Genomic DNA, 26,549 nt, shown 5'->3' with positions numbered 1-26,549 from the left:
CAGGTGGCCGGCCGCCTGCTCTCTTGATTCATAATCCTTCTCCTGTTTATTATAGGTGGGCTGAAAATTCTTTTCAATTACATTTTCACACCTCCCTCTTTTTTGTCGATTTTTTTCATTTGGTGTTTTTGTTGGTTTTTACATCCGTCCTCCTGCTTGTATGGTCTTTGATTCATCCTTTTTCATCGATCGAATGTCGGGACCCAAACAGACAAAAAAGAAAGCCGACCCTTCCCCGCCCGCACCGAATGTGCCCCGGCGGAGAAGCCGTCAGCTTCCTCTGTCTCATTTCATCAGCGGATCAGATAGGGGCCAGCTGCTGATAGAGATCAATATAGGCAAGACTTGCCGTATCCCAGGAGAAGTCCCGGGTCATGGCGTTGTGCTGGAGAATTCTCCAGGCCTCCCTGTCATTGTAATAGACGTCAAGGGCCCTCTCGATGGTCTTGACCATCCAGTAGCCTGAGAACTCTCCGAATGAGAAACCGGTTCCCTCGTGCGTCACAGCATTATAGGGTTGCACCGTGTCGCGAAGGCCGCCAACCTCACTGACCACGGGAAGCGTCCCATAGCGCATCGCCATCATCTGCGAGAGTCCGCAGGGCTCGAAGGCCGACGGCATCAAGAAGAGGTCGCAACCGGCATAGATCTGCTGGGCCAGTTCCAGATTGAAGGTGATATTGGCTGACACCTTATCCCTGAAGGTCTGCCCGAACCACCAGAAGTCATGCTCATAGGCCGGATATCCGGTTCCAAGAACGACAATCTGCAAGTCATGCTGGAGGAGGTTGTTCATCTCACTGACCACGAGACCAAATCCCTTCTGGTCTGTCAGTCGAGACACAATTCCGATCAAGGGCACATCCGGCCGAACCGGAAGCCCGGTCCGCTTCTGCAGTTCCGCCTTGTCAAGCGCCTTGCCCGACAGGTCATCGACAGAAAAATGATGGGGGATCATAGGATCTGTTCGGGGGTCGAAGAGGTCTGTATCGATTCCATTGACCAGGCCTGATAATTTCCCGGTTTCCATCCGCATGACCTGATCCAGTCCCTTGCCGAATTCGGGCCTCTGGATTTCCTGGGCATAAGACGGAGACACCGTTGTAACCCGGTCCGAGTAGAGAATCCCTGCCTTCATCCAGTTCAGGCAGTTATTCCAGCGCAGGACTCCATCCTCATAGCGCCGGTAACCGACGCCGAAGAGTTCTGACAGCATCCCGCTGTCGAACTGCCCCTGAAATTCGAGATTGTGGATGGTCAGAACCGTCCGGATCCCCTGATAGGCCTGAATCCAGTGGTATTTCTCCTTGAGCAGGAAGGGGATCATAGCCGTGTGATAGTCATGGACATGTAGGACGTCGGGAATGAATCCGACCTTTTCCATGAGCTCGATGGCCGCCAGCTGGAAGAAGGCGAAACGCTCCCCGTCATCTCCCTCTCCATAGATCCTCCCCCGGAAGAAATACTGCTGGTTGTCCAGGAAGTAGTAGGTCACTCCATCCCGAACCAGCTTGCGGATCCCGACATACTGATGGCGCCAGCCGACATCCGTGTAGTAGTAGCCCACATATTCAACCCGGTCCCAGAACTTGGCATCAATCAGATCATAATAGGGAAGGACAACGACAACCTCATGGCCCTTTTTGGCCACTGACTTCGGGAGGGCCCCGATGACGTCGCCCAGGCCGCCCGCCTTGGCATAGGGAGCTCCCTCTGCCGCTACGTACATTATTTTCATTGAATGATATCTCCCGTGATTTCCTGTCCCTTGCCGATAACCAGCAGATGATCCTCGCTTCCGCGAAGGGTTACTCCCTCCGGGACATCGACATTCTTATCGATAATCGCGTACTCAATCGTCGCGTTTTGATAAATCCGCACTTTGGGGGAGATGACGGACCACTTGATGGTCGCACCCTCATCAACCAGGCAGTTACGTCCGACAACCGAGTGCTCCACCGCCCCCTTGATAATTGACCCTGAGGCGAACTGGGAATTTCTGATTTTCGAGTCTACATCAAAATAGGTTGCCTCCTCATTCTTTACCTTGGTATAAATCTTCTGGTCGCCATAGAAGAGGGCGTAGAATTTCTGTGGATCCAGCATATCCATATTGGCCTCGTAATAATCCTCGACCGAGTTGATATTGGCCAGATAGCCGGAGTGCTCGAAGGCCAGGGCCTGCGACTCCACCAGGAGGTCCCGAAGGACGAAGCAAATCTTGCGGAGCTTCTCCTTCCCCGCCTCTTCTTCCAGTTTCTCAATGAGCCAGGGTGTATCAACCACATAGATGTCCGCATTCATGGGGCCGATCTCCTGGATGTCTTCCAGGCCCAGCTTCCCCACCACAGTGTCCGTATCATCGATCTGCAGGATCTCGTTGACCTCAGAAATCTGCCTTTTGGGCAGCTTCTTATAGACCACGGTCAATTTACCCCCGTTGGCTGTGTGGATATGGATCAGCTGCTCCAGATTAATGTTGCAGAGGATATCGAAGGGCATGTAGATGGTCTGATCTGACCCGGAGCACTTCAAATAGGTCAAAAGCTGATCATAGTATTCCCGGTCAGCCAGCTGATAGTCCTCCCTCTCCTCAAGAAAAGAGGGAAAGTAGTGGCTCAGGAGGGTGTTCAGACCCCAGACACGTCCGGACCGCACATGGTCGAAGACAGAGCGGACCTTATCCCCGCCAAAAATCGCGTATACGCTTCGAATGCCGGAGTTGGCGATGCTCGACAGCTGAAAGTCCATCAGGCGATACTTCCCGTCAAAGGGGAGCGTCGCTAAAGGCCGATTCTTCGTCAGACTGCCCATGTCCAGAGAACCGGCGCCGACATTACCCAATATTGCTGTATATTTATCAATCTTCATCCGGCACCCCCACTACTTCGTTATAGCCGACAACTGCCACTTCCTCGCTGCCATCGATCACGACATCCTGGCCAATGGTAGCGCCTTCACCGATGATCGCCCGCGTCACATGGGCGCCCATCTTGATTGTAACCCCGCTCATAATGAAGCTGTCCTTGATGACCGCCCCCTCTTCCACCTTGACATTGGTGGAGAGAATCGAGTGGTCTACCCTGCCGAAGACGAAGCAACCGTCCACGACAAGCGAGTTGTTCACCGTGGCCTCATCACTGATGAAGTTGGGCGGAGCAATCAGGTTCTTCGAGTAGATCTTCCAGGACCGGTCGCGGCTGTTTAAGGCGTTATCAATGGCGATGTACTCCATGTTGGCCTCCCAGAGAGACTCAATGGTGCCGACATCCTTCCAATAGCCTTTGAAATTATAGGTATAGACCGGCTCTCCGTGCTCCAGATAGGCCGGTATGACATTCTTTCCGAAGTCCGACATATCTACTTCATTCTTCTTGGCATTGATCAGCATCTGCTTCAGCTTCTTCCAGTCGAAAATATAGATGCCCATTGAGGCATGTCCGGACTTGGGATGCTCGGGCTTCTCCTCGAACTCGACAATCCGGTCATTGGCGTCCGTGTTCATGATTCCGAAGCGGCTTGCCTCCTCTAAAGGCACGTCAATTACCGCCACAGTCAGGCTGGCGTGATTATCCTTGTGCTGCCTGAGCATATCGTCATAGTCCATCTTGTAGATGTGGTCTCCGGAGAGAATCAGAACGTACTTGGGGTTGATGCTCTCAATATAGTCCATATTCTGATAGATGGCATGGCTGGTGCCCAGGAACCACCGGTTCCCCTCCTTGGCGGAATATGGCTGCAGAATCGTCACTCCCGTGTCAATCCCGTCCAGACCCCAGGAAGATCCGTTCCCGATATGACTGTTCAGGATCAGAGGCTGGTACTGGGTGATTACACCGACATTCATGATGCCTGAATTGGCGCAGTTGGACAAAGCGAAATCAATAATCCGATAGCGGCCGCCGAACTGAACCGCCGGTTTTGCGATGCTCTGCGTCAATTTCCCCAGACGCGTTCCCTGCCCTCCGGCAAGAATCAAAGCCAACATTTCATTTTTCATGGAAATCCACCCCTCCTTCACAACGGATATCATGATATCGATAAAGACGCCTTACTCTCGGAATCCGTCTTAGTTTCTCACGCGTCTCTTCAATCTCCAGACACTGGCTCCGAGGGCCGGCAAGGTGAAGCTGAGCGTATTGGTGTAATCTTTCCAGCTGCCCTCCTGCGTCTGGGTATTCTGATTGTGTTCCTTCCAGACGCCTCCGAATTCCTCCAGCTCCGTATTGATCACTTCCTCATACAGGCCCGCGACCGGAACGCCGATTGTGAAGTTCTGCCGCTCAACCGGTGCCATGTTGAAGACACAGATTAAGAAGTCTCCCTTATCCCCCTTTCGGATGAAGGAGAGCACGCTCTCCGCCCGGTTGTCCGCGTCAATCACCTCCAGGCCGTCGTAGGAGTCATCAATCTGCCAGAGCGCCTTGTGATCCTTATAGAAGGCATTGAGTTCACTGGTAAAGTGCTGCATCCGCTGGTTCATGTAGTCATCCAGATTGCCCCACTCCAGTTGGTAGTCGTACTTCCACTCCAGGAACTGACCGAATTCAGAACCCATAAAGAGGAGCTTCTTGCCCGGATGGCAGATCTGATAGGTGAGAAGGTTCCTGAGACCGGCGAACTGGTTGTAGCGGTCTCCCCACATCTTGTGCATCAGGCTCTTCTTCCCGTGGACCACCTCGTCATGGGAGAAGGGCAGGATGAAGTTCTCGTTGAAGACATACATGAAGCTGAATGTCACCAGGTTAAAATCATACTGGCGATAGATGGGATCTTCCTCGTAGAACTTGAGGATGTCGTTCATCCAGCCCATATTCCACTTGAAGTCGAAGTCGAGGCCGCCCTCGTCGAAGGGTCTTGTGATGGGCGTGGCCGCCGTTGACTCCTCGGCGATCATCATGACATCCGGATGATAGAACTTGACCACCCCGTTCAGGCGCTGCAGGAAATTGTAGCCCTCGATATTCCGGTTGCCGCCCTCCTGGTTGGGCGTCCAAGGGCCATCGTCATAATCCAGATAGAGCATATTGGACACCGCATCCACCCGAATTCCGTCCAGATGATACTCCTCCAGCCAGAAGAGGGCGCTTGAGAGGAGGAAGGACTGGACCTGGTTCTTGCCCAGGTCGAAATTCAAGGCTCCCCACCGATAGTTGTGGGCCCTGTTATGGTCCTGGTACTCGAAGGTCGGCGTCCCGTCGAAATAGGCAAGCGCGTCATCATTCTGCGTGAAATGGCCGGGCACCCAGTCTACCAGAACACCGATATTGTTCTGATGGCAGGCCTCAACGAAATCCTGGAAGTCCTCCGGGGTCCCGTAGGTGTGCTCCAGGGCGAAATAACCCATGAGCTGGTAGCCCCAGCTCATGTCCAGGGGATGGGCCATGAGGGGCAAAAACTCCACATGGGTGTAGTGCATCTTCAGCAGATAGGGAATCAGCTGATCCTTCAACTCCTTGAAGGTGCAGGGGGTTCCGTCCTCCTTGTACTTCCAGGACGACGCGTGGACCTCATAGATGTTGACCGGACGCTTCTTAAAACCAAAGCGCTTGCGCCGTCCCATCCAGGGAGCGTCCCTCCACTTCCTCTTCTGCATGGTGTGCACGATGACTCCCGTCCCGGGTCTGGCCTCAAAATAGTTGGCGAAGGGGTCGATCTTCTCTACCACCTGGCCTCCCTGTCTCTTGACAAGATACTTGTAGACCTGTCCCTCCTGGGGAAGATCCGTGGAGAGCTCCCAGACGCCGATGTGGTTCTTTACCATATCCAAGGGATTTTGGAACCAATCTGTGAAATCTCCGATGACCTGGACGTGCTCAGCGTGCGGCGCCCAAACGCGAAATACGTAAGTTCCCTCCTGATTTTCATCCCGGTGCAGTCCCAGGTAGTCCTGCAGGTGAAAGTTCTCACCCAGCCCAAATGTGTACATAGACTCTTCCAAATTCATACGATCACCTCTCCTACTCATACAACTATGCAATCGTTTTTTCTATTATATCACTTCTCTATGTTTGTCAGAAAGTTCTAAATTTTTGTTTAGAGTATTGCGTTAATATATTTAATATGGCATAATTATATGATCGGCGCATTTTTAGAGGGTCTCACCTCTTCCCGGATCAATCCGCAAAACCCCCGCAAGTCCCTGCATTTGCCTGGACTTGCGGGGGTTTTCAATTGATCTGAAAAAGACATGAGACCGGCCGATTCCGCAGGCCTCATCGGGGGATCTCTCAGGAGATCTCCAGGCTCTTCTTGCTGCTGTCAAAATAATAGTGCTTCTTGTCGGCTCCCAGACTCTTCAGCTCTATGATCCCGGACCCCTCCTGGCAGGACTCGACCTCAATATGGTTTCCAATCTCCTCATAGCTCCTGCAGCTGAATTCCCCTGCCGTCTTCTTGAGCTGAATCAGGTCCCGGATTGCCGCAACCAAATCCGCCTTACGGGTGACCCGGTCCCAGTCGATGCTGTTGACGGCATCCGGGGCATTGTAGCTGTTGCTGGCCCGGGCATAGTCCCCATCCGTATAGGTCCCGTTCGGTCCGGTCGCGACCAACTTGCTGCGCTGGAACTCCTGCCCCAGCTGCATGAAGCAGATCCCCTGCATGAGAAGGTTGAGCGCGTTGGCAAAATAGACCCTCTTCTTGCGTTCTTCCTCGGAGTCCTCCGGATGCAGTATGGTCAAGAGGTCATTCAGATTGTAGTTATCATGGGCCTCGATATAGTTTAAGACCTGATTCGGAGCCACATAGGCCACATAGCCAAGGCTTCCGAGAAGCGCCGCGGCGACTCTGCCCTCATGCCCCTGGCCCGAGACATAACCCTTCTTGATCTGCCCGTATACTTCCGCCCCCTTGACAGCGTCCCTCTCATCATCATTGAAGAAGGCGATCCGGGGCATGAAGTGGGCATTCGCCTTCATGGCCTTGTACTGGCTCGGCAGGCCCCGGCCCATATCCCATCCCTCCCCGTAGAGAAGAATGCGGGGATCGATCCGGTCCAGGGCTGACCGGATGGCGTTCATTGTGTCGACGTCATGGAGGCCCATGAGGTCCAGCCGGAATCCGTCCAGGCCGAACTCCTCAGCCCAATATGTGATGGAGTCCAGCATATACTTGCGGTACATCTCCTTCTCACTGGCAGTCTCATTGCCGCAGCCCGATCCGTCCTGGAAAGACCCGTCGTAATTCATGCGATAGTAGTAATCCGGCACCGCCAGCTGGAAGGGAGAGCTGTAAGGCGAATAGGTGTGGTTGTAGACCACATCCATAATTACCCCGATTCCCGCCTCGTGATAGGCCTGAATCATCCGCTTGAACTCCAGAATCGGAGCCAGGGGATCCTCCTGGTCCAGGGCGAACTGTCTGTCCGGGACATTGTAGTTCTCCGGATCATAGCCCCAGTTGTACTGGATCTTCCCCTCCTTGTCGTAGGTCTTGTGGTGGTCGAAGACCGGCTGCAGCTGGACATAGGAATAGCCCATTTGCTTGATATAATCAAAGCAGCTTGCATCGCCGAAGCGGTTTTTCGTCCCGGACATGCAGGCCGCCGGGAAGGTTCCCCGCAGATCTTCCGCAAGTCCGGACGTGGCGGACTTGGTAAAATCTCTCAGGTGGAGCTCCGCGATCACCGCCGCGCAGGGGTTTTTCACCCGCCAGCCGGCGGCCGCCCCATGTCGGACCGCAAAGTCCTCCGGGACCAGTTCCTCCGGGGCCGCAATCAGGCTTCTCTGGTTGTCAAGGCTCAGGGCGATGCTATAGGGGTCCCGGGTCTCCTGGTAGAAATTCTCCTCGTGATAGACCCGGTAGAGATAGGAGGCCCCTGCCAGATCTCCCTTAACGGTCACAGACCAGACCCCCCGGGTATTTCTCTTGTGATTGGCAAAATGTGTCTCCCCTCCCCGCTTCATATCGAGGACACGGACCCGCCGATCCCCCTTTGGGTACAGGAGAACCTGGACCTTATGGGCCATGGGAGACCAGAGGCGAAATTCCGTCTCGGTCCTCCCGTACCGGTATCCAAGCCAGCCCTGGAATCCCCATCTGCGGTCGAAGTCCTGGGTGTGAACCGCCATGTCGAAGGCGGTCTGATTGGGTTCTTTCAGATAGGGGCTGGTCATAGCCGCCTGCTTGGAGTAGTAGACCTGCCCATCCCCCTCGATCAGCCAGATCTCATTGGGGGCATCCCCCAGAAATCGCCTTACCTTATAATCCTTGGTCTGCTTGGACCAGTCATCGGTCTTGACCAGGAGATTGACCGAAGTCAGAAAACGACTGGAGGGGTAATTGATGCTTCCAAGGAGGCCGAAATCATCCCTCCCCGAGAACTTCTCTTCTTTTCCCCAGTAGCCGTCAAGCCACTTCCACATATTGCAATGACTGTAGTTTCCATCCTTACTGTGAAAGTGTACGCGCAGTTGGTTATCCATTCTCTCTCTCTTTCAAACGCTTCTTCCTTAACAACTCCATTTGTCTTATGAGGGACCGGTCTCATCTTCTGCCCATCTCCTTCGACTTCTTCACGGCTGCCAGTATACCATCCATGACCAGGCCACGGAAGCCGCCTTCTTCCAGCACCCTGAGACCGGCGATGGTGGTTCCCGCAGGCGAGGTCACCTGGTCCTTGAGCTGGCCGGGCGTAAGACCTGTCTCAAGGACCATCTTCGCGGACCCTAAGACTGCCTGGGCGGCGAATCGATAGGCCTGTGACCGGGGGAGACCGGCCGCAAGTCCCGCATCCGCCATAGCCTCTATCATCATGTAGACATAGGCCGGGGAAGAGCCGCAGAGACCGGTCACCGCATCCATCAGAGCCTCGGGCACCCATTCGGCCCTGCCCAGGCTCTCAAAGATCTCTAGGACCAGGTCCCTGTCCTCTTGCGGCACCGTGTCGCTGGCGGTCAGCGCGGACATCGCCTCTCCAACCATGGCCGGCGTGTTGGGCATGACCCGAATCAGCCTGACCGGGCGGCCGAACGCCGCCTGCAGGGCCGCAAGAGATTTGCCGGCAGCAAGGCTGATCAGCAGGGTATCCTCTGCCAGCACATCCCGAATTTCCTCGATAAGCCCCTCCAGGATGTGGGGCTTTACCGCCAGGACAAGGATCCTCCCGAAGGCCGCCGCCTCCCGGTTGTCCCCTGTGGCCCTCACGCCGAAGTCAGCGGCGAGCCGGTCCCGGTTCCTTGCACTCGGAGCCGAGACCATGACCCGGTCTCCGGTGACAAGCCCCCCCTGCCGTATTCCCTGCAGGATGGCAGATGCCATATGGCCTGCCCCGATAAAAGTGATCTTCTCGATTTGCATAGGCGCTCCCTCTTTAATCCTCCGCCTGCTCGTGGATCTTATCCATCCAGGCCTTCATCTGCCTCTCATAGCCCTGGTCTGAGATCTCATAGAAGGTCTCACCCAGAAGCGAATCCGGCAGATACTGTTGTCTGACATAGTGGTTGGGCCAGTCATGCGCATACTTGTAGCCGATCCCATGGCCAAGCTTGGCACTCCCCCCGTAGTGGGCGTCCCGCAAGTGACCGGGCACGGTCTCCGTCATGCTCGCCCCGACCGTCTTCATGGCCTTCATAATCGCATTCACTGCGGAATTGGACTTGGGCGCGCAGGCCACATAGGCTGCTGCCTGGGCCAGAATGATCTGACTCTCCGGCATGCCGATCCGCTCCACTGCCTGGGCTGCGCTGTTGGCAACAATCAGGGCCATGGGATCTGCATTGCCCACATCCTCCGCGGCGCAGATACAGATCCGCCTGGCAACAAACTTGACGTCTTCTCCGGCATAGAGCATACGGGCCAGATAGTAGACCGCCGCATCCGGATCACTGCCCCGCATCGACTTGATGAAGGCAGAGATCGTATCATAATGGCCGTCCCCCTTCTTGTCATACTTGACCACCCTCCGCTGGATGCACTCACCGGCCACCTCGAGGCTGATGTGGATCCGGCCGTCCTCAGACCGGGGCGTGGTCAGGATCCCAAGTTCGATCGCCGTGAGGGCGTTTCTGGCGTCACCGTTGGCCATATCGGCCAGAAAATCCAGGGCGTCCTCATCGACAAGCGCCTGATAACTCCCCATCCCCTTCTCGCAATCGCTGACCGCGCGCAGCAGAAGCTCACGGATATTTTCCCTGGAGAGAGGCTTCAGCTCAAATACAATCGACCGGGAGAGGAGGGCCCCGTTGACCTCAAAGTAGGGATTCTCTGTCGTGGCCCCGATCAGAATAATGGTCCCGTCTTCCACATAGGGAAGCAAATAGTCCTGCTGCCCCTTGTTGAAGCGGTGAATCTCATCGATGAAGAGAATGGTCTTCCTGCCGTACATGCCCAGGACATCCTTTGCCGCCTGAACCGCCTCCTGCATGTCCTTCTTCCCCGCTGTCGTAGCGTTGATCTGGTGAAAATCAGCCGAGGTCGTGTTGGCAATCACCCTGGCCAGGGTGGTCTTTCCTGTCCCCGGAGGGCCGTAGAAGATCACCGATGAGAGCTTGTCCGCCTTGATGGCCCGGTAGAGGAGTTTATCCCTGCCTATGATATGCTCCTGTCCAACCAGCTCATCCAGACTGGTCGGGCGCAGGCGGGAGGCCAGCGGGGCCTCATCTTCCCGGCTTCTGTCCCTTGCATAGTCAAATAAATCCATCTGGTCCTCTCATTCTCTGTCCTTTCTTCTTCTCGCCCGCATCTTCTGCTCGATCCTTCCGATCACATAGAAGCGGTAGACAAAGGCCGTAAAGAGGCCGGCCGTAAGCCAGGCCGCCGCATCACAGGCCGCTGCCAGTGAGTAGGAGCCGATTCTCATGGAGACAGCCGCCGGAATCACCCGGGCAAGCAGTTCCACCACTCCTCCCATCATGGGAAGGAGACCATACCCGCAGCCCTGCATGATATTGCGGAAGATGAAGATCATCCCCAGTGGAATATAGCAGGACATGGAGAAGTAGATATAGGGTCTTGCGAACCCCATCAGGCTCTCTGTATCTGTCCCGGGCGGGAAGAAGAGATGCATCAGGGGTGAGAGCAGGAGCAGGATCAGGACCGAGATCAGGGCCGCATAGACAACGTCCATCTGCATGGCCGCCTTGACGCCGGACCGGATCCGGTCCGAACGAGCTGCTCCGTAATTCTGCCCTCCGTAAGCGGCCATGGACTGGCCCAGGGCTGCGAACCCCTGGGTCAGCAGCGTTGACATCTTGCTGGCCGCCGTAAAGGCCGCCACCGCCGTCGGTCCGAAGGTGTTGACCGCCGTCTGCAGGACCATGGTCCCCGATGCGGTAATCCCGAACTGCAGAGCCATAGGGATCCCCACTCGGATCTGCCGGGCAGCCATTCCCCGGTCGATTCTCCAGAAATCCCGATAGGGGAGCAGGTCCGGCATCTTCCTTGCGATGTAGACGGCGGCGGCCAGAGCGGCGATCACCTGGGAGAGGACTGTGGCGTATGCCGCCCCCTCCGTCCCCATGCCAAGGCCCAGGATGAAGGCCAGGTCCAGAACGATATTGCAGGCCGCGCCGATCAGAAGAAAGAAGAGGGGCAGCTTGGAATTCCCGACCGCTGTCAGGAGAGCGGAGCCAAGGGTGTAGAGAACGATGCTGAAGAGGCCGAAGCAGATAACAATGATATAGCGGTAGGCGTCATCGAAGATCTCCTCCGGTGTATTCATCAATCGCAGGATCCGCCGCATAAAGATGGTAGAGAGGGCAGTCAGAATCAGGATCACTCCAAAGCTCAGCATGAGGGCATTGGAGGCCGACCGTCTGGTTCCCTTCGGGTCCATGGCGCCGAAGCGCTGCGCCGTCAGAACGGTAAAGCCGGTGGTCAGGCCGATTGCCAGGCCCTGAACCAGGAAGACAATGGTTCCGGTGGAACCGACGGCCGCCAGGGCATTCTGGCCGAGAGCGCGCCCGACAATGATCGTGTCCACCAGATTGTAGAGCTGCATGAACAGATTGCCCAGAAAGAGGGGCAGGGTGAAGCGGAGAATAACCGTCAGGGGCTTCCCCTCTGTCAAGTGTACGCTCTTCATTACAATCCTTTCCGGCGTCTGCCCGAGCTTCGAGAACGATCTCCCGACCGCCGCCGGCGTCCGGTTAAATCATTTCTCCTTAGCGGCGAAGAGGGTACCCACCCTCTTCGCGTCCACGATATCATAGAGGACCTCCGGGTTGGCTCCGTTGGTCACCAAAGTATCAATTCCGTTGGCCGTAGCCAGTTCTGCCGCCTTGAGCTTGGTCCTCATTCCCCCGGTTCCCCGCCGGCTTCCCGCGCCGCCTGCCAGGGCATAGGTCTCATCGGTGATCTCCTCTATGCGGGAAATCAGCCTGGCATTGGGATAGAGCCTGGGATCCGCATCATAGAATCCGTCAATATCGGACAGAATCACCAGGAGGTCCGCCCGGCAGAGAACGGATACGACGGCGGACAGCATGTCGTTATCCCCGAAGAGCTTGTCCTCGGACTCAATCTCCGTGTAGGACACGGAGTCATTCTCATTGACGATGGGGATGATCCCCTGCTCCAGGAGTGCGAAGAAGGTATTGGCCAGATTCTCCTTCTTGACCTCCTGCTTGATATCCTCAGCGTTTAAGAGGATCTGCGCGACAATCTTGTTGTACTCCCCAAAGAACTTGTCGTAGAGGAACATATTCTCGCACTGGCCCACGGCGGCAGCCGCCTGCTTCATGCGCATCTGCGTCGGCTTTTGGGCCAGCCGCATCTTGTTGGTCCCTACGGCGATAGCTCCGGAGGATACCAGGAGGACCTCATGCCCCATATTCTGAATGTCCGACAGGACCCTGGCCAGATGGTCCAGCGTCCGCAGATTGCTCTTTCCATGCTCATTGGTCAAGGTCGATGTTCCGACCTTGACTACAATGCGTTTTCTCTGAATCCCCATGTCTGCTCCTCTTCAGCCATATGCCCTGCTCTCGCATAAGAGTTCATCTATTATAGACTACTTACGCTTCCCGTGACATAGTTCCGCACAAGTCTTTTCCGACCGGGATTTCAGGGGAGAAGAAGGCGGCCAAGACCGTATAAGAGCATCAGGTGTCCGGGATAGAAGACATAGAAGAACCACTTGTGGAAGGGCTTCCTGCTGCCGGCCTGTCCGTTATAGGTATAGCGGAGCAGGAAAAGAGGCAGGAAAATACCGAGCAGGTATACTTCTGTCCGGATCTCGGCCCCTGCCATGAATTCAGAGAAACCAATCAGGAAGGTGTAGATTATGGTTATCCCGAAATAGGCCCTCCACATGCGGGTCTTGTCCCGATAGTTGCGGACAAGCATCAGGGGGACAATCACCCCATAGGCCGACCAGTCCCCCCAGATACTTAAGAGGATGCAGGCCAGGACTGCCAGCCGCCTGAAAGTCGGTGCAAGATTTGCCCTCTGGTCGAAATAGCAGGCCATCAGTCCCAGGAAGAGGGTATATATGATTCCGAAATTCGTCCCGAGAGAACTTCGGATGTCGAAGCAGAGGATAAAGGGAATCCAGGACACCAGGGCAAAGATCCCCATGCGGATCAGGTATTTCTTCAGGTCCCGCGTGTGCATGAATCCCTCGGCGACAAAAAAGGCCATGGCCGGCCCGGTCAATCGTCCGATGAAGTGCATGACCTGCCCCGCCGGGCTGGCGGTTGGGATGAACTTCCAGGCTACATGGTCGATGACCATGGCAATAATAACCAGGTACTTGATTTGATTTCGATTCAGAGAAAGTGTCTTCATGGGAGGTATTCTCCCATATGCACTGCCCATAAAGCAAGGAGATCTCATCTTGCCTCCAATAAAAAACACCCCTCCCTCTTCCCGCGTGCGATGGCACGGGCAAGAATGGGGAAGGGTGTTTTCTGTTTTGTCCTTCTCTGACCTAAGAGACTTCTCGAAAGCTTACTGCTTCCTTGCGGACAGACCGGAGTCGTCAGCAGAGATCACGATGCTATCTCCCATACTGATGTCTCCCTTTAAGATGATGCGGGCAACCAGGGTCTCAACAGACTTCTGAATATAGCGCTTCAGGGGGCGGGCCCCATAGGCCGGCTCATAGCCATGATCAATGATATATTCCCTGGCCTCATCCGTCAGGACAACCTTGATCTGCCGGTCCTCCATGCGGGCATTGAGTTCCTTCATCTGCAGGTCTACAATCCTGCCGATATTGGACTTGGTAAGAGGCTTGAACATAATGATCTCATCGAGACGGTTGATAAACTCCGGCCTGAAATGGATCTTGACCTGGTTCATAACCTGTTCTTCCGCCTCGGGTCCGATCTCGCCTGACTCGTCAATGCCGTCCAACAGATAATCGCTCCCCAGATTGGAGGTCATAATGATAATGGTGTTCTTGAAATCCACCGTTCTGCCCTGAGAATCCGTGATCCGGCCGTCATCCAGAACCTGCAGAAGAATATTGAAGACATCCGGGTGCGCCTTCTCCACCTCATCGAAGAGGACGACCGAGTAGGGCTTGCGGCGGACCGCCTCGGTCAGCTGACCGCCCTCGTCATAGCCCACATATCCCGGAGGGGCCCCGATCAGGCGAGACACGGAATATTTCTCCATGTACTCACTCATATCAAGACGGACGATATTCTTCTCATCATCGAAGAGGTTGGCGGCCAGGGTCTTGGCCAATTCCGTCTTGCCGACGCCGGTGGGCCCCAGGAAGAGGAAGGAGCCGATGGGTCTGGACGGGTCCTTGATCCCGGCCCGGCTGCGGATGATGGCCTCAGTGACCAGTTGGACCGCTGTATCCTGTCCAACCACCCGCTTATGGAGCTCTTCATCCAGATGCAGGGTCTTATTCCGCTCGCTCTCTCCCAGCTTGGACACGGGAATACCGGTCCAACGCGAGACAATCCGGGCGATCTCATCCTCGGTCACCGCCTCATGGACCATACTCATGTCCTTGTCCTCAATTCCGGCCTCCTCCTGTTTCAGGGATGCCTCCAGCTTAGGCAGCTTTCCATACTGCAGCTCTGCGGCCTTGGACAAGTCATAGGACTGCTTGGCCCGTTCAATCTCCTTCTTGGTCTCCTCAATCTCCTCCCGGAGGGCAGAGACCTTGCCGACAGCGCTCTTCTCGTTCTCCCACTGGGCCTTCCTGCTGTTGAGCTCTTCCTTTAAGTCTGCCAGTTCACGAGTCAGCTTCTCAAGCCGTTCCCTGGAGAGGGCATCCGTCTCCTTCTTCAGAGCTTCCTCTTCAATCTGCATCTGCATCACCTTGCGGTTGATCTCGTCCAGGTCTTCCGGCATGGAATCCATCTCTGTCCGAATCGAGGCGCAGGCCTCATCGACCAGGTCAATGGCCTTGTCCGGCAGGAACCGATCCGTAATATAGCGATTGGACAGGGTTGCCGCAGCGACCAGGGCCGCATCCTGGATCTTGACATGGTGGAAGACTTCATAGCGCTCCTTGAGTCCGCGGAGGATCGAGACCGTGTCTTCCACGGTCGGCTCATCCACCATAACCGGCTGGAAACGCCTTGCCAGGGCCTGATCCTTCTCAATATATTCCCGGTACTCGTCCAGAGTCGTAGCTCCGATACAGTGGAGCTCGCCCCTGGCCAGCATGGGCTTTAACATATTCCCGGCATCCAGGGCTCCGTCCGCCTTGCCTGCTCCCACAATGGTGTGGAGCTCATCAATGAACATCAGGATCTGTCCGTCCGACTTCTTGACGGAATCGAGGACTGCCTTGAGCCGCTCCTCAAATTCTCCCCGATACTTGGCTCCGGCCACTAAGGCTCCCATATCCAGGGCGAAGACCTTCTTATCCTTCAGGGTGTCCGGGACATCGCCTCTGGCAATACGCTGGGCCAAGCCCTCCACAACGGCGGTCTTTCCGACGCCCGGGTCCCCGATCAGGACAGGGTTGTTCTTGGACTTGCGGGAGAGGATCCGGATGACATTCCGAATCTCCTCGTCTCTTCCGATGATGGGGTCCGCTTTCTGGTCTCTGGCCCTGGCCACCATCTCGTGGCCGTATTTCTCCAGGGCCTCATAGGTATCCTCCGGATTGTCACTGGTGACCCGCACATTGCCCCGCACCTGCGAGAGAGCCGCAAGAAAACGCTCTCTGCTAAGGCCGTACTCCCGGATCAGGTCCTTCATACCCTTGCTTGCGAATCTGAGCATGGACAGGAAGAGATGCTCCACGGAGACATACTCATCTCCCATGGCCTTCGCCTCATCCTCCGCATGGGTCAAGGCATCATTGAGCGTCTGAGAGAAATAGCGCTGTCCCGCGCCTGAGACCTTGGGCAGGGCATTCAGCTTCGAGATGGCATTCTCGGTAAAATGCCCGCAATTGATATCCATCTTCTCGAGGAGCTTTGGAATCAGTCCGTCCTCCTGCTGCAGGAGGGCGACCAGGAGATGCTCGTCGTCAATGGTCTGGTTGCCGTAATCCGCCGCCAGCTTCTCCGTGTTCTGTACTGCCTCAATGGACTTCTGGGTGAATTTCTGAATATTCATAAAGTCACCTCCTTTTCTTACTTGTTTCATATTGTGGATGGGATTCTCAGATCCCTCTCCACGGCACAAGTATGTTATAACACTAAAATTAGCACTCGTCAATATCGAGTGCTAATAATTTTAGCTAATTTATGTTTTTATTTCAGGTACTCCATCTTCCGCTCCACCTGGATCTGCGGATCCACCCGGCGCTCGAATTCTTCCGGGCAGGAGCTGTCTCCGGCGACACTCCCGTAGTGGGTCGGGATGGCAATGCCGGGGGCAATCGCATTCACAAGCTCCGCCGCCTGTCCGGCGTCACAGGTGTAAGTTCCTCCGCAGGGAACAAGAGCAATATCACAGACTACGGCCCTGGCCTCCGGAACCGGATCGGTATCTCCCGCCACATAGATCTTCTGCTTGTGATCATCAATCAGATAGCCCAGCCAGTCCTTGTCCCTGGGGTGAAAATCCTTATCTGTATTGTAGGCCCGGATGCCGGTAATTCGTATTCCCTCCCAGTCCATCGCTTGGTCCGGCTCCAGGTAGTGATCCTTCCCCCGCAGGTCTTCGCGCTCTTTTGTGATTCTCCCCTCCATGCTCTTGGGGAAGACGTACTCTGTCTCCTCCTTGGCGAGCTTAGCCATGTCCTCCGGGGAATAGTGATCGCTGTGCTCATGTGTCAGCAGGATCAGGTCCGCGTCGTGAGCCTCCTCCCTCAGCTGATAGGGGTCCAGATAGAGAACCTTTCCGCGGGCCTCAATCCGCACCGCCGCATGCGTGATCAGGCGGACCTGAGAAGTATCCGGAAGATCTCCCGCAAAGCCCATCTCCTCCAGAAGGCGCCCCGCCTCCTCTCTGGCCTCCTCAGCCACGAAGACTCCCACGGGATGATAGTCGCCGGATCCCAGGTAGAGCCCCATCAGCTGGTTGATCCCATCCTGGTGTTTGTAGGCCAAGATCCCCTGGCTCTCTAAGGCCGCAATTGCCCGGTCCGCATCGAACTCATTCATAAGGGTGAGAACGCAGACACCGCTTCCGTCCTCCGTATGCTCTCTTCCGAAAATGCCCATCTCTCTTGCCTCTTCCTTCTGAAATATGTGTCCTCTTCAAGGGGGATCCCGCAATCAGCGGTCACAACCATCTCTCCTACAGACTGCTGCCGGCATCCCTCAATCAATGAAAGAGGGAGAAATAGAGAATCACTGCCAGCCCCAGCCCGATCCGGTAGATACCGAAGGGTTTGAAGTCATGCTTGCGGATGTAGTCCATCAGGAAGCGGATAATGACGACTGACACGAAGAAGGCGACCAGCATTCCCGTAAGCAAAATAGCTACTTCCATCCCGCTGAAATATCCGCCCCTCGCGAAGAACTTGATGATCTTCAGAAGGCTTGCCCCCAGCATCACCGGGATTGCAAGGATGAAGGTAAACTCCGCGGCAATCTTCCTGGAAACACCGATGGAAAGGCCGCCGATGATGGTGGCTCCGGACCTGGATGTCCCGGGAAAGACCGCTGCCAGAAGCTGAAAGAGGCCGATGATCAAGGCGTCTTTCATGGTCAGGTCCTCAAGGCTTGTCACCCGGGCCTCTCTCCCGGCATTTCTCCTCTCAAGAAAGAGGAAGACAAGACCGATCAAAATCAGCATGCCGGCGACCACCCACCAGTTGTAGAGGTGTTCATCCAGCCAGTCATCCAGGGCAAGGCCCACAACAGCCGCCGGAATGCAGGCCGCGATCGTCTTAATCCAGAGGCTTATGGTCTTTCGGCTGACATAATGTTCTCCCGTCTTTTGGGATTTTCGGACCGGCCAGATTGTCTTCCAGTAGAGAAGGATTACTGCCAGAATCGCGCCGAACTGAATCACGACCAGAAACATCTTCCAGAATTCACCGGAGACGTCTAATTTGATGAATTCATTCAGAAGGATCATGTGGCCGGTAGAGGATACCGGAAGCCACTCGGTCACGCCCTCGACCAGGCCAAAGAGGATGGCCTTTAAGATATTGAACATACGCTTCTCCTATTCATGTGCTTTATTTACTTTGCTCTTTGCCCTGCCCGGACCCGGAGCACATGTCTTTGCGCTCCCGATAGCGCCTGAGCCGGACCAGGATGGATTCCCGATAGACGAAATCAGAGATCGCCGCAAAAGGAATGGCCAGGAGGATACCGATCACGCCGAAGGCCTTGCCTCCCACAATGATACAGATCAGAATCCAGATACCCGCCACACCCAGGGTATTGCCAAAGAGCCGGGGCTTGATCACATAGCCGTCAATGGTCTGGAGGACAATGGTAAAGAGCAGAAACCAAAGGGCCTGCCAGGGGTTGATCAGGACCAGGATCAAAGATCCGATGGCCCCGCCCAGAATCGGTCCGAAGGTCGGGGCCAGATTGGTCACACCGACGACGACCGACAGGAGAATGGCATAGGGCATTTGCATAATCATCATGAAGATGAAATTGGCCGTCGCGACGATCAGGCCGTCTAAAATCGTGCCACCGATGTAGCGGACCAGGATTCGGTCTGACCTCCTGGCGAAATCACTCAATTCCCGATAGCGGTTCGGACTCAGGAGCAGACTCATCAGCTGGCGGAGCCCCCTCATCCACCGGTCCTGGTCCATCAGGAAATAAATAGCCATGATGATGCCGATCACCCAGTCAAAGAGTCCGACACTGAAATTGGTGACAAAGTGCAAAAACTGGCTGGGCTGACTGGGCAGGAGACCGGCCAGGCCGTCCAGACCCTCTTTAATGATCCCGGACAAGTCACTTAGGTCGCGCCCATTTTGCTTTAAGGCGTCCACTGCAAGGGTAATCAGATTCTGCAGACTGGTGATGTAATCCCCGGCATTCTGAAGAAAACGGAGTATCGACCCTACCAGTTGCGGGATCAGGGCGATCATCAGAAGCACAATCAGAAGCAGGACCACAAGCACCGTCGCTGTCACGGAGAATACATGGCGGACCTTTGGGCGAAAGCGCTTGATCTTCGAGAAGATTGTCTGCTCGAAGAAGTTGACCAGAGGATGAAGGACATAGGCGATCACGAGTCCCAGTAGCACCGGTCGCATAACTGTGGCGACTGAGCTGATTGACTTTGCTATCACATTGATGTGGGACAAGATCAGATAGAAGAGGATCGCCGCCCCCAGGCCGAGGGCGATCTGGGCCCAGAGTTCTTTGTGAAAGTTTTTACTGAATTTCATCTCTCAACCGTCCTGTTTCGGGCCTCAGCATAAACTGAATCACTCTGAGGTTCCCCTTGAATAAACGATAGTAAGTCGTACCCTTCTCTTCATCGAAGTTCTTCACGAACTCCTGGTGGAGATCTGCCAGATGCCCCGCCTCGGCCCGGCGCAGGATCTTGCAGATCTGGGGCCGGTCGGCCTGCGGCAGCCGATTCATGCGCAGGAAGACATCCACATAATTTCTAAGTCGGCCGTTGACATTGGTCAGATAGGCCCGCCTGGCCTCTTCTTTCCAGCCGGCCTGTGCATCTAACTGTTCAAAGACCTGATTGCCCAGGTCAACGCCCAGCAAGTGGTTCAAGCTCTGGCGAAAATCCGCCTCCCGAGAAACGCGAACGGACTTGGCCAGAATCCTGGCCGCCTGCAGGTCCACCTCTTTGACCTGTTTGGCCCCTTCTGCCGGCCGATCTTCTCTTCCCCGGACGCCGGTCTTTTCCGTCTTCTTAGGTCTTGCCGTCTGCCCCTGGCGGGACTCCTCCCTTCTCTCGGGTCTTGCCGCCTGCCCCTGGCGGGACTCCCCTCTTCTCTCGGGTCTTGCCGCCTGTCCCTGACGGGACTCCTCTCTTCTCTCGGGTCTTGCCGCCTGCCCCTGGCCGGTCACCCTCTTGAATATCTTGAGAACGACACTCTCCTTGCTGTCAGGCCTCGGATCCGTCTGCTTCTCCAGCCGGGTCTGCACCGGTTGCCGCTGGATCTGTATTCCTCTCTCCTGCCAGAAATAGGAGACCGGGTCATATCCCTTGTCATTCGAAATAATGACATAGCGGCAACTCGGCCCGGATGCAGCCATGTAACCCAGATAAGAGACCAGCTGAAAATCGAGGGCATTCGTCCCCTTATGGCACCTGACGGCCTCAAACTCGCATCCCTTGGCCGCGAAGTCCGCCATTCTCTCCCAGGACAGCTTGGGGCTGTTTTCCGTGTAGAAGGCCACCACCTTGTCTCTTGGCTGGATTGCCGCAATCGCATCCACCCAGACCTCATTCACATTTTCCGTGTCGACCAGGTATATGGTCTGTGTTTTCATCAATCTCCGACTACCTCTCTGGAATCTGCTTAAATCACGTCCGAACATATAAATCGGCTCTATTTTAACACAAATTCCGCCCGCAAAATATGAAAAGGCCCTCCTTACCGCGGTCCGGTAAAGAGGGTCCTATCCCTTTCTCTGATCTGTGTCACTTCCTGCGGCGAACACAATGAATCAGGGCAAACAGGGCAAGCCCCAAGACAAGAAGGCAAAGGGCCATTCCCCCGGTCCAAACTGGCCGAGCCCTGAGAATCTGTGTCCTCTCCGATGCGTGCCCGGACTCCGACGGACGGCTTCTGCCGCTTCTTCCCTCCCCTGTCCCACCGGTCGCCTTGTCCCACCGGTTGCCGGACCGGCTTCCCTCTGTCCGACCTTTCACCTTCTCTTTCTCCCCTGCCTGATCCAAAAGCCCCTTTCGCATATTCCCCTGCCGGATCAAAATTCCCCGGCAGGTCTTCTGGCTTCGATTGCCTGCCCGATCCTCCGCCTCGATGCGGACCTCCCCATAGGTTCCCGCGGCAAGCTCCAGAATATAGCGATTTCCCTCCCGGCGAAGGGGAATCTCTCTCCCATCGGCCAGGCAGCGGACTTCCTTTAACTCCTGGTTATCCCGGACGATCACTTGTGTCCGATATGGATCTGCATCCACCCGGAGGCCGTCTTCCAGACCAGCGGCATAAATCATGGGGCCGGTCCGATCTAAGTGAAAGCGAAGCTTCTCTCCTCCCAGCCGGGACGTATTTCCCGTTAGGTCCTTGGTCCCAAGCAGGATCTCATAGAGGCCGTCTGTCTCAAACAGACTCTTGGGAAGTCGATAGGTGTGTCTCCAGAAATCACCTTCATCCCGGACAGACTCCATCTCATATTCCCCCGGCTGCAGCAGGCGGCTGATCCCATCCTGTCGCAGGATCAACCGGGGAAATCCGGCCGCCATCCCGTCGAGATTCTCCTCAATAAAGACAAGATCCGGAATCCGGCGCAGGGGTCTTGCCATAGGACCTGCAAGGGCTTCATTCGGGAGGAAGACCGATCCTCTTCGATTGACAAGGAAGGTCCGGCGCATCCGGCTTCGGTTTCCCGCCTTATCTCGGACTGCAAGCGCAATCGAGTAGATCCCGTCTTCTGAGAAAATATCCTCTGAGAAAATCAAGTCTCCCTCTCCGCTTCGTTTAACCATCCGGCTTAAGTCCCGCTCCTCCCCCCGGATCCGGTGGGTCAGACGCAGGGTCAGAGTCCCCGGATCCGGGTTGGCATCCCGCAGCCGGATCCGTCCGCTGACCGGTCCCCGATGGCGTCCCTCCGGCAATCCCTCCACCAGGAATCGTGGTTTACTCTGATCAATCAGGAACTTCTCCGAGGACAGGCGGCTCTCGTGTCCTGCCAGATCTCTCGCGGTCAGCTCCAGCTGATGCTCTCCATCCCGCTTGACCCGGACCCGACCGCGGATGGCCTGCCCCTCCCGCTCCCAATCGATCGGAATGATCTTCCCATCCAGAGTCACACTCACGCGCTTCTCATCGAGATTGGCATCCTCCGTCCGCAGTTGGAAGTCCACCGGGCCTGCGTAGATAGCCTTCTCCTCCTGCCCTGCCTCTATCTTGAGCCTCGGTCCGCAGCAGTCCAGTTCATACTCTGCCTCCCGCAAGAGCTTCTGTCCTGTGATCAGTTCGACCTCTGCCGAGAGGCGAACACAATCTTCCTCTTTTGCACCCGCAATCTCAATCTCAGTGCTTCCCCGATAGCTGCTTCCCTCCCGTGTCTCCTCCCTGTCAAAGCGCTCAAGGGTTCCCCTCTGAATCTCAGGCCCTTCCTCCGGCTTCGGCTCCTCTTCCGGCTTCGCCCCCTCTTCCGGCTTCGCCCCCTCTTGCGGCTTCGCCCCCTCTTCCGGCTCCTTCCTCTTCGGCAGAGACCGAAGGCTCCAGGAGAGCTTCTTTATGGGCAGGTTTTCGCTCGTGACATCAAGCTTCAGGCGAAATTTCTCCCCGTAGAGTTTCCGCCCGTCTTCGACCGAAACCGGGTCTGTATCCGGGGTCATCTGCAACTTCACCTGGCGGTTTAAAGCCTCCTCTTCCATCGGAGACGGAATCATGGGTCTTCCCAGAGAAAGCACCGCCATCAGTCCCAAAGCCAACATCTTCTTCATCCTTCCCCCCTCGCTTCTTCTTCCGCCATCTCAAGAATTTTCAGGCTGTCATTCTGTCTCCGGATCACATAGGGATTCTCGCTCTTCATAGACCGAATTTTCTCCGCCAGTTTCGCCAGCAGTGCTCCGTATTCCTCCCTTGAGACCCCGTCTTTCAGATAGGAGTCCCGCTCCAGGTAAAGGCTCTCTAAGACCTCCTGCCTCCCTCGAATCCGAATCAGATCGTTCTCCCCCTGATCCAGCTTGGCCTCATACTCCTGCAGGCGAAGGAAGTGTTCCCGATACAGACCCTTCTCCCTCCCCTCCCGCTGACGGGCCCAAGCTTCCCTGTGGAAGTCCAGGAGGGCCAGGTGCTCTTCTACTTCCCCGGCAATCTCCCGGTCTCTTCCCTCCTTTGCCTGTCCTCTCTCCTTCTGCTGTCCCCCCTGCTTGAATCTGCGCAGAGCCTCCCTGCTCCGCCTGAGCCACTCGCCGGCCGCCTGCATCCGCGCCCCCTGGCCGACTTGGTCCCCGGACGCATCCTGCCCATAGTAGTACCAGTAGAGTTTCCCCACCTGCAGACAGATTCCGGCATAAGTCAGAGGCGACTCCTCCGCCAGCTTCTCTGCCTCTTCACCGGCCAGAAGTCCAAGCAGCCTCCCCTCCTCCTCCAAAGAGAAAGTGAGGTCTTCCCTGTCCTCGCGAATCAATTCCGCAAGTCTTGTCCCTATCTCCTCTGTCCCCTTCGCCTCCCTGTCGGGTCTGCCCCAGGGCTTTCGGAGGAACACAGAGGTGCCCAGAAGCAGCAGGATCAGGATTCCCGGGGCAAGGAGCAGGCAAAGGTGCGCCGCGCGCCTTCCCTCCTCAGATGCCTCTTCCAGTCTCAGCAATTGACTTCTCACTTGCCAAGCCGTCTGAAAGCGGTCGCCCGGCTTCTTCCTACAGCAGCCCGCAATCACTCGCTCCAGGCCGTCTCTCTCCCTCCTCTGATTCTCCGGCAGAAAGGCAGCCAACTCTCTTAAACAGACTCCCAGAGCATAGATATCACTCCTCTCATCACAGCTGCCCTCAAATTGTTCCGGCGCCGCATAGACCGGACTTCCGAGAGAAGGCTCCCGGTCGGATGAATCCGCAAGACAGAGCAGGGTCCCGAAGTCGATGAGCTTTAAGTTTCCATCCGGGCAGATCATGATATTGGATGGCTTCAAGTCACGGTAGATCAAGGCCGGCTTTCTGCTGTGCAGATAAGTCAAGATCTCTGACAGGTCCTCTCCCCAGGCAAGCAGGCGGCTGAAAGGCAGGTCCCCCGGCCGGATGTTCTCTATATAGCGCTTGAGCGACTGCCCCTCGATCAATTCCATGACGACATAGACACAGTCCTCCCCCTCCAGCAGATCCACCAGGTGCGGCAGGCGGGGATGGTCCAGGTCGCTCAGGGCCATCAGCTCCCCATATCCCGACTGGAGGCTGTTCTTGGGGACGCACTTGATTGCCCGCTTGACCCCGATGTTCTCCTGCATCGCCAGATAGACCCGGCCGCTTGCCCCTTGGCCGAGTGTTCCCAGAATCCGATATTTCGATGCGAGAAGGGAGTCCTTTGAGAGAAGATCCAAAGAAAAGGAAGTATTCATAGAGGTCACAGTGGATAAGTTAAGAAGCGGAAGACTTGGGTCATACCGGATGAGTCAATCATAAGAAGAGGAGCGATGGCTTATAAAACGATGCCCCGTTTGGGCCTGCTCTTAGTATATCTCCCTCTTTCCGACCCTTCCATCGGCAGGATCCACAGTCTTTGCCGCTCATCTTCTCTGCATCGGTCACTCTGCAGGATTCCCTGCAGACACAAAAAACCCTCCCCCTTCTCTTCATCCCGAGAAAGGAGAGGGGCCCACTCTGATCAGACCTCGTCATCTTCTTATAATGTCTGACCCTGCCTGTTATTGAAGCAGATGCTTATGTACTGGTGTGTGATGAGTGTGCTCAGACCCCTTAGCTGATAGGCCGGGCCGTCTTCTCGAGAACAATCTCCACATGCTCAACCGTCGCCCCGCAGGCCACCATATCCCTGGCCAGCCTGCTTAAGTAATCCAATATCTCTTCCATAAAATATCTCCTATCTCTTTCGCCCGTCACCCACATCCCGGAGATCTCATGTTATAATTGATCTGTACTGCTCGAATTATTTTCACATTGATTTGAACCGGGGGGCACATGACACAAGAGACACAGGACAAAATTGCTGAGAACCTGAGTGTTCCGGAGAGAAAATCCATCAACCGCAAGGCAGTCGGCCTGGCTCTTGCCCTCCTGCTGCTTCTTGTCTATGCGGCCGGCCTTTTCTTCTTCCGGGGACACTTTCTTCCCCGCTCCAAGGTCGGAAACATGGATGCCTCTCTCTTGAAAGCCTCCTCCCTGGCCAATCATCTCAGCACAAGCCATAGCCGGTATCAGCTTGTGATCAAAGACAAGAACGGCCACGAGGTAAGCCTTGAGGGCAAGTCCATCGGACTTACTTACTCGGACCAGGATTACGCCGCTCTTGCCGCCAGGGCTCTGCAGGCGCAAAATGCCTTTCTCTGGCCCCTGGGTCTCTTCTCACATCACCATTACCCCCTTCAGATCAGCTATGATGAACTCCTGCTCAAGGCCAAGCTAAAACCCATTCTGGATCAGTCGGCGGAGCCGTCTGACGCTAAGATCATCTTCTCCGATGATCAGTATACAGTCAGGGAGGGAGAATGGGGAATCAAGGCCGACCGGATCCTGGCGGATGTAAAGAAGGCGATTGCGGCGCAGGAGGATCAGATCACTCTGCCCGACAGCGACTACACAGCCCCCACCCGCAAGACGGATGACCCTGCCATCAAGGCGGCCTGTGCCAAAATTGACCATTACGCCGGTTCCACAGTCTCTTACCAGCTTGAGGGCAAGGAAGCCTCCCTGTCCAGGGCAGATATCCTCTCCATGCTCCATGTCGATGAAAACTACAATGTCAGTCTCAAGTCCGATGGGCTGAGCAAATTCGTGGACCGCCTGGCCCATGAGCTCAACACCTACGGGGGCAAGCGCTCCTTTCACACCCAGCAGGGAGATGTCATCGAGGTCTCCGGCGGCACTTATGGCTGGGTTCTGTCCAAGAAGAAGGAGCTGGAGCAACTATCCCGGGAAATCGAGGGCGGAAAGCCCATCAGCCGGCAGCCCAACTGGGAGCAGACCGCCCTGGGGCCGATCGGAAATGACATCGGAAACACCTATGTGGAACTGGATTACAGCAACCAGCGCATGTACTATGTCAAAGACAAGTCCCGGGTCTGGGAGAGCGATATCGTCTCCGGCAATATGGCCAAGGGAAGCGGGTCTCCTGACGGAGTCTTCCGCATCATTTACCGCAAGTCCCCGGCGGTTCTGCGGGGAGAGGACTACGAGTCCCCGGTCAAGTATTTTGTGGTCTGGGCCTCCGATGTGGGTTTTCATGACGCCTCCTGGAAGCACGTCTTCGGGGGCAAGGAATACCTGACCCGGGGCTCTCACGGCTGCATCAATCTTCCCCTGAATTCAGCCAAGTGGGTCTATGATAATATCCCGGACGGGACCCCGGTTGTATCCTACTACCGCGAGCCAGTATCGCTCACAACGGACAACAACCGGATTTCCAATGCCAAGTCCTATGTGAAGAAATAATT

General features: G+C 55.7%; 18 protein-coding genes. 1 reads left to right on the top strand and 17 read right to left on the bottom strand.

Annotation, left to right across the window (positions count from 1 at the left end; translation table 11 throughout):
- Window positions 1-301 precede the first annotated feature (301 nt).
- The 17 genes from glgA to ACO5R6_RS03980 form a co-directional block, all read right to left on the bottom strand.
- Window positions 302-1,738: a glycogen synthase GlgA gene (gene glgA, locus ACO5R6_RS04060; protein ID WP_485625909.1), complete on the bottom strand. Its 1,437-nt coding sequence runs from the start codon at window positions 1,736-1,738 to the stop codon at window positions 302-304.
- Complete coding sequence (glgD, locus tag ACO5R6_RS04055; protein WP_485625908.1) at window positions 1,735-2,871, bottom strand: glucose-1-phosphate adenylyltransferase subunit GlgD; 1,137 nt, start codon at window positions 2,869-2,871, stop codon at window positions 1,735-1,737. Before glgD ends, glgA begins: the two co-directional genes overlap by 4 nt.
- Window positions 2,861-4,000 (bottom strand): glucose-1-phosphate adenylyltransferase, encoded by a 1,140-nt coding sequence (locus ACO5R6_RS04050; protein WP_485625907.1) that lies wholly within the window; start codon window positions 3,998-4,000, stop codon window positions 2,861-2,863. Before ACO5R6_RS04050 ends, glgD begins: the two co-directional genes overlap by 11 nt.
- A gap of 69 nt (window positions 4,001-4,069) precedes the next feature.
- Window positions 4,070-5,947: a 1,4-alpha-glucan branching protein GlgB gene (glgB, locus tag ACO5R6_RS04045; RefSeq protein WP_485625906.1), complete on the bottom strand. Its 1,878-nt coding sequence runs from the start codon at window positions 5,945-5,947 to the stop codon at window positions 4,070-4,072.
- Window positions 5,948-6,230: 283 nt separating this feature from the next.
- On the bottom strand, window positions 6,231-8,426 hold the full coding sequence (pulA, locus tag ACO5R6_RS04040) for a type I pullulanase (RefSeq protein ID WP_485625905.1): 2,196 nt from the start codon (window positions 8,424-8,426) through the stop codon (window positions 6,231-6,233).
- 61 nt (window positions 8,427-8,487) lie between these two features.
- The gene (gene proC, locus ACO5R6_RS04035) at window positions 8,488-9,300 is read right to left on the bottom strand and encodes a pyrroline-5-carboxylate reductase (RefSeq protein WP_485625904.1); all 813 of its coding nucleotides are present in this window, start codon (window positions 9,298-9,300) and stop codon (window positions 8,488-8,490) included.
- A gap of 13 nt (window positions 9,301-9,313) precedes the next feature.
- Complete coding sequence (locus ACO5R6_RS04030) at window positions 9,314-10,642, bottom strand: replication-associated recombination protein A (RefSeq protein WP_485625903.1); 1,329 nt, start codon at window positions 10,640-10,642, stop codon at window positions 9,314-9,316.
- 9 nt (window positions 10,643-10,651) lie between these two features.
- Window positions 10,652-12,025 (bottom strand): MATE family efflux transporter, encoded by a 1,374-nt coding sequence (locus tag ACO5R6_RS04025; protein WP_485625902.1) that lies wholly within the window; start codon window positions 12,023-12,025, stop codon window positions 10,652-10,654.
- 69 nt (window positions 12,026-12,094) lie between these two features.
- Window positions 12,095-12,895 carry a glutamate 5-kinase gene (gene proB, locus ACO5R6_RS04020; RefSeq protein WP_485625900.1) on the bottom strand — a complete coding sequence of 267 codons (801 nt, stop codon included), beginning with the start codon at window positions 12,893-12,895 and terminating at the stop codon, window positions 12,095-12,097.
- Window positions 12,896-13,005: 110 nt separating this feature from the next.
- Window positions 13,006-13,728: a TraX family protein gene (locus ACO5R6_RS04015; protein WP_485625899.1), complete on the bottom strand. Its 723-nt coding sequence runs from the start codon at window positions 13,726-13,728 to the stop codon at window positions 13,006-13,008.
- A gap of 162 nt (window positions 13,729-13,890) precedes the next feature.
- Window positions 13,891-16,476, bottom strand: a complete 2,586-nt coding sequence (gene clpB / locus ACO5R6_RS04010; RefSeq protein WP_485625898.1) for an ATP-dependent chaperone ClpB — start codon at window positions 16,474-16,476, stop codon at window positions 13,891-13,893.
- A 137-nt stretch (window positions 16,477-16,613) separates the two neighbouring features.
- Entirely contained in the window at window positions 16,614-17,528 is a 915-nt protein-coding gene (locus ACO5R6_RS04005; protein ID WP_485625897.1) for an MBL fold metallo-hydrolase, read from the bottom strand.
- A gap of 103 nt (window positions 17,529-17,631) precedes the next feature.
- Window positions 17,632-18,471 carry an undecaprenyl-diphosphate phosphatase gene (locus ACO5R6_RS04000; RefSeq protein WP_485625896.1) on the bottom strand — a complete coding sequence of 280 codons (840 nt, stop codon included), beginning with the start codon at window positions 18,469-18,471 and terminating at the stop codon, window positions 17,632-17,634.
- Between the two features lie 22 nt (window positions 18,472-18,493).
- Entirely contained in the window at window positions 18,494-19,672 is a 1,179-nt protein-coding gene (locus ACO5R6_RS03995; protein ID WP_485625895.1) for an AI-2E family transporter, read from the bottom strand.
- Entirely contained in the window at window positions 19,659-20,741 is a 1,083-nt protein-coding gene (locus ACO5R6_RS03990; RefSeq protein WP_485625894.1) for a PIN domain-containing protein, read from the bottom strand. The genes ACO5R6_RS03995 and ACO5R6_RS03990 overlap by 14 nt, the downstream gene beginning before the upstream one ends.
- Before the next feature lie 151 nt (window positions 20,742-20,892).
- Complete coding sequence (locus ACO5R6_RS03985) at window positions 20,893-22,887, bottom strand: hypothetical protein (RefSeq protein ID WP_485625893.1); 1,995 nt, start codon at window positions 22,885-22,887, stop codon at window positions 20,893-20,895.
- Entirely contained in the window at window positions 22,884-24,497 is a 1,614-nt protein-coding gene (locus ACO5R6_RS03980) for a serine/threonine protein kinase (protein ID WP_485625892.1), read from the bottom strand. Before ACO5R6_RS03980 ends, ACO5R6_RS03985 begins: the two co-directional genes overlap by 4 nt.
- Window positions 24,498-25,077: 580 nt before the next feature.
- Here ACO5R6_RS03980 and ACO5R6_RS03975 point away from each other — a divergent pair.
- Window positions 25,078-26,547, top strand: coding sequence for a L,D-transpeptidase family protein (locus tag ACO5R6_RS03975; protein WP_485625891.1), 1,470 nt, complete (start codon window positions 25,078-25,080; stop codon window positions 26,545-26,547).
- The last annotated feature ends 2 nt before the right edge of the window (window positions 26,548-26,549 follow it).

It is taken from the genome of Shuttleworthella sp., assembly GCF_057251025.1.
This window is presented reverse-complemented; position numbering and strand designations above follow the sequence as displayed.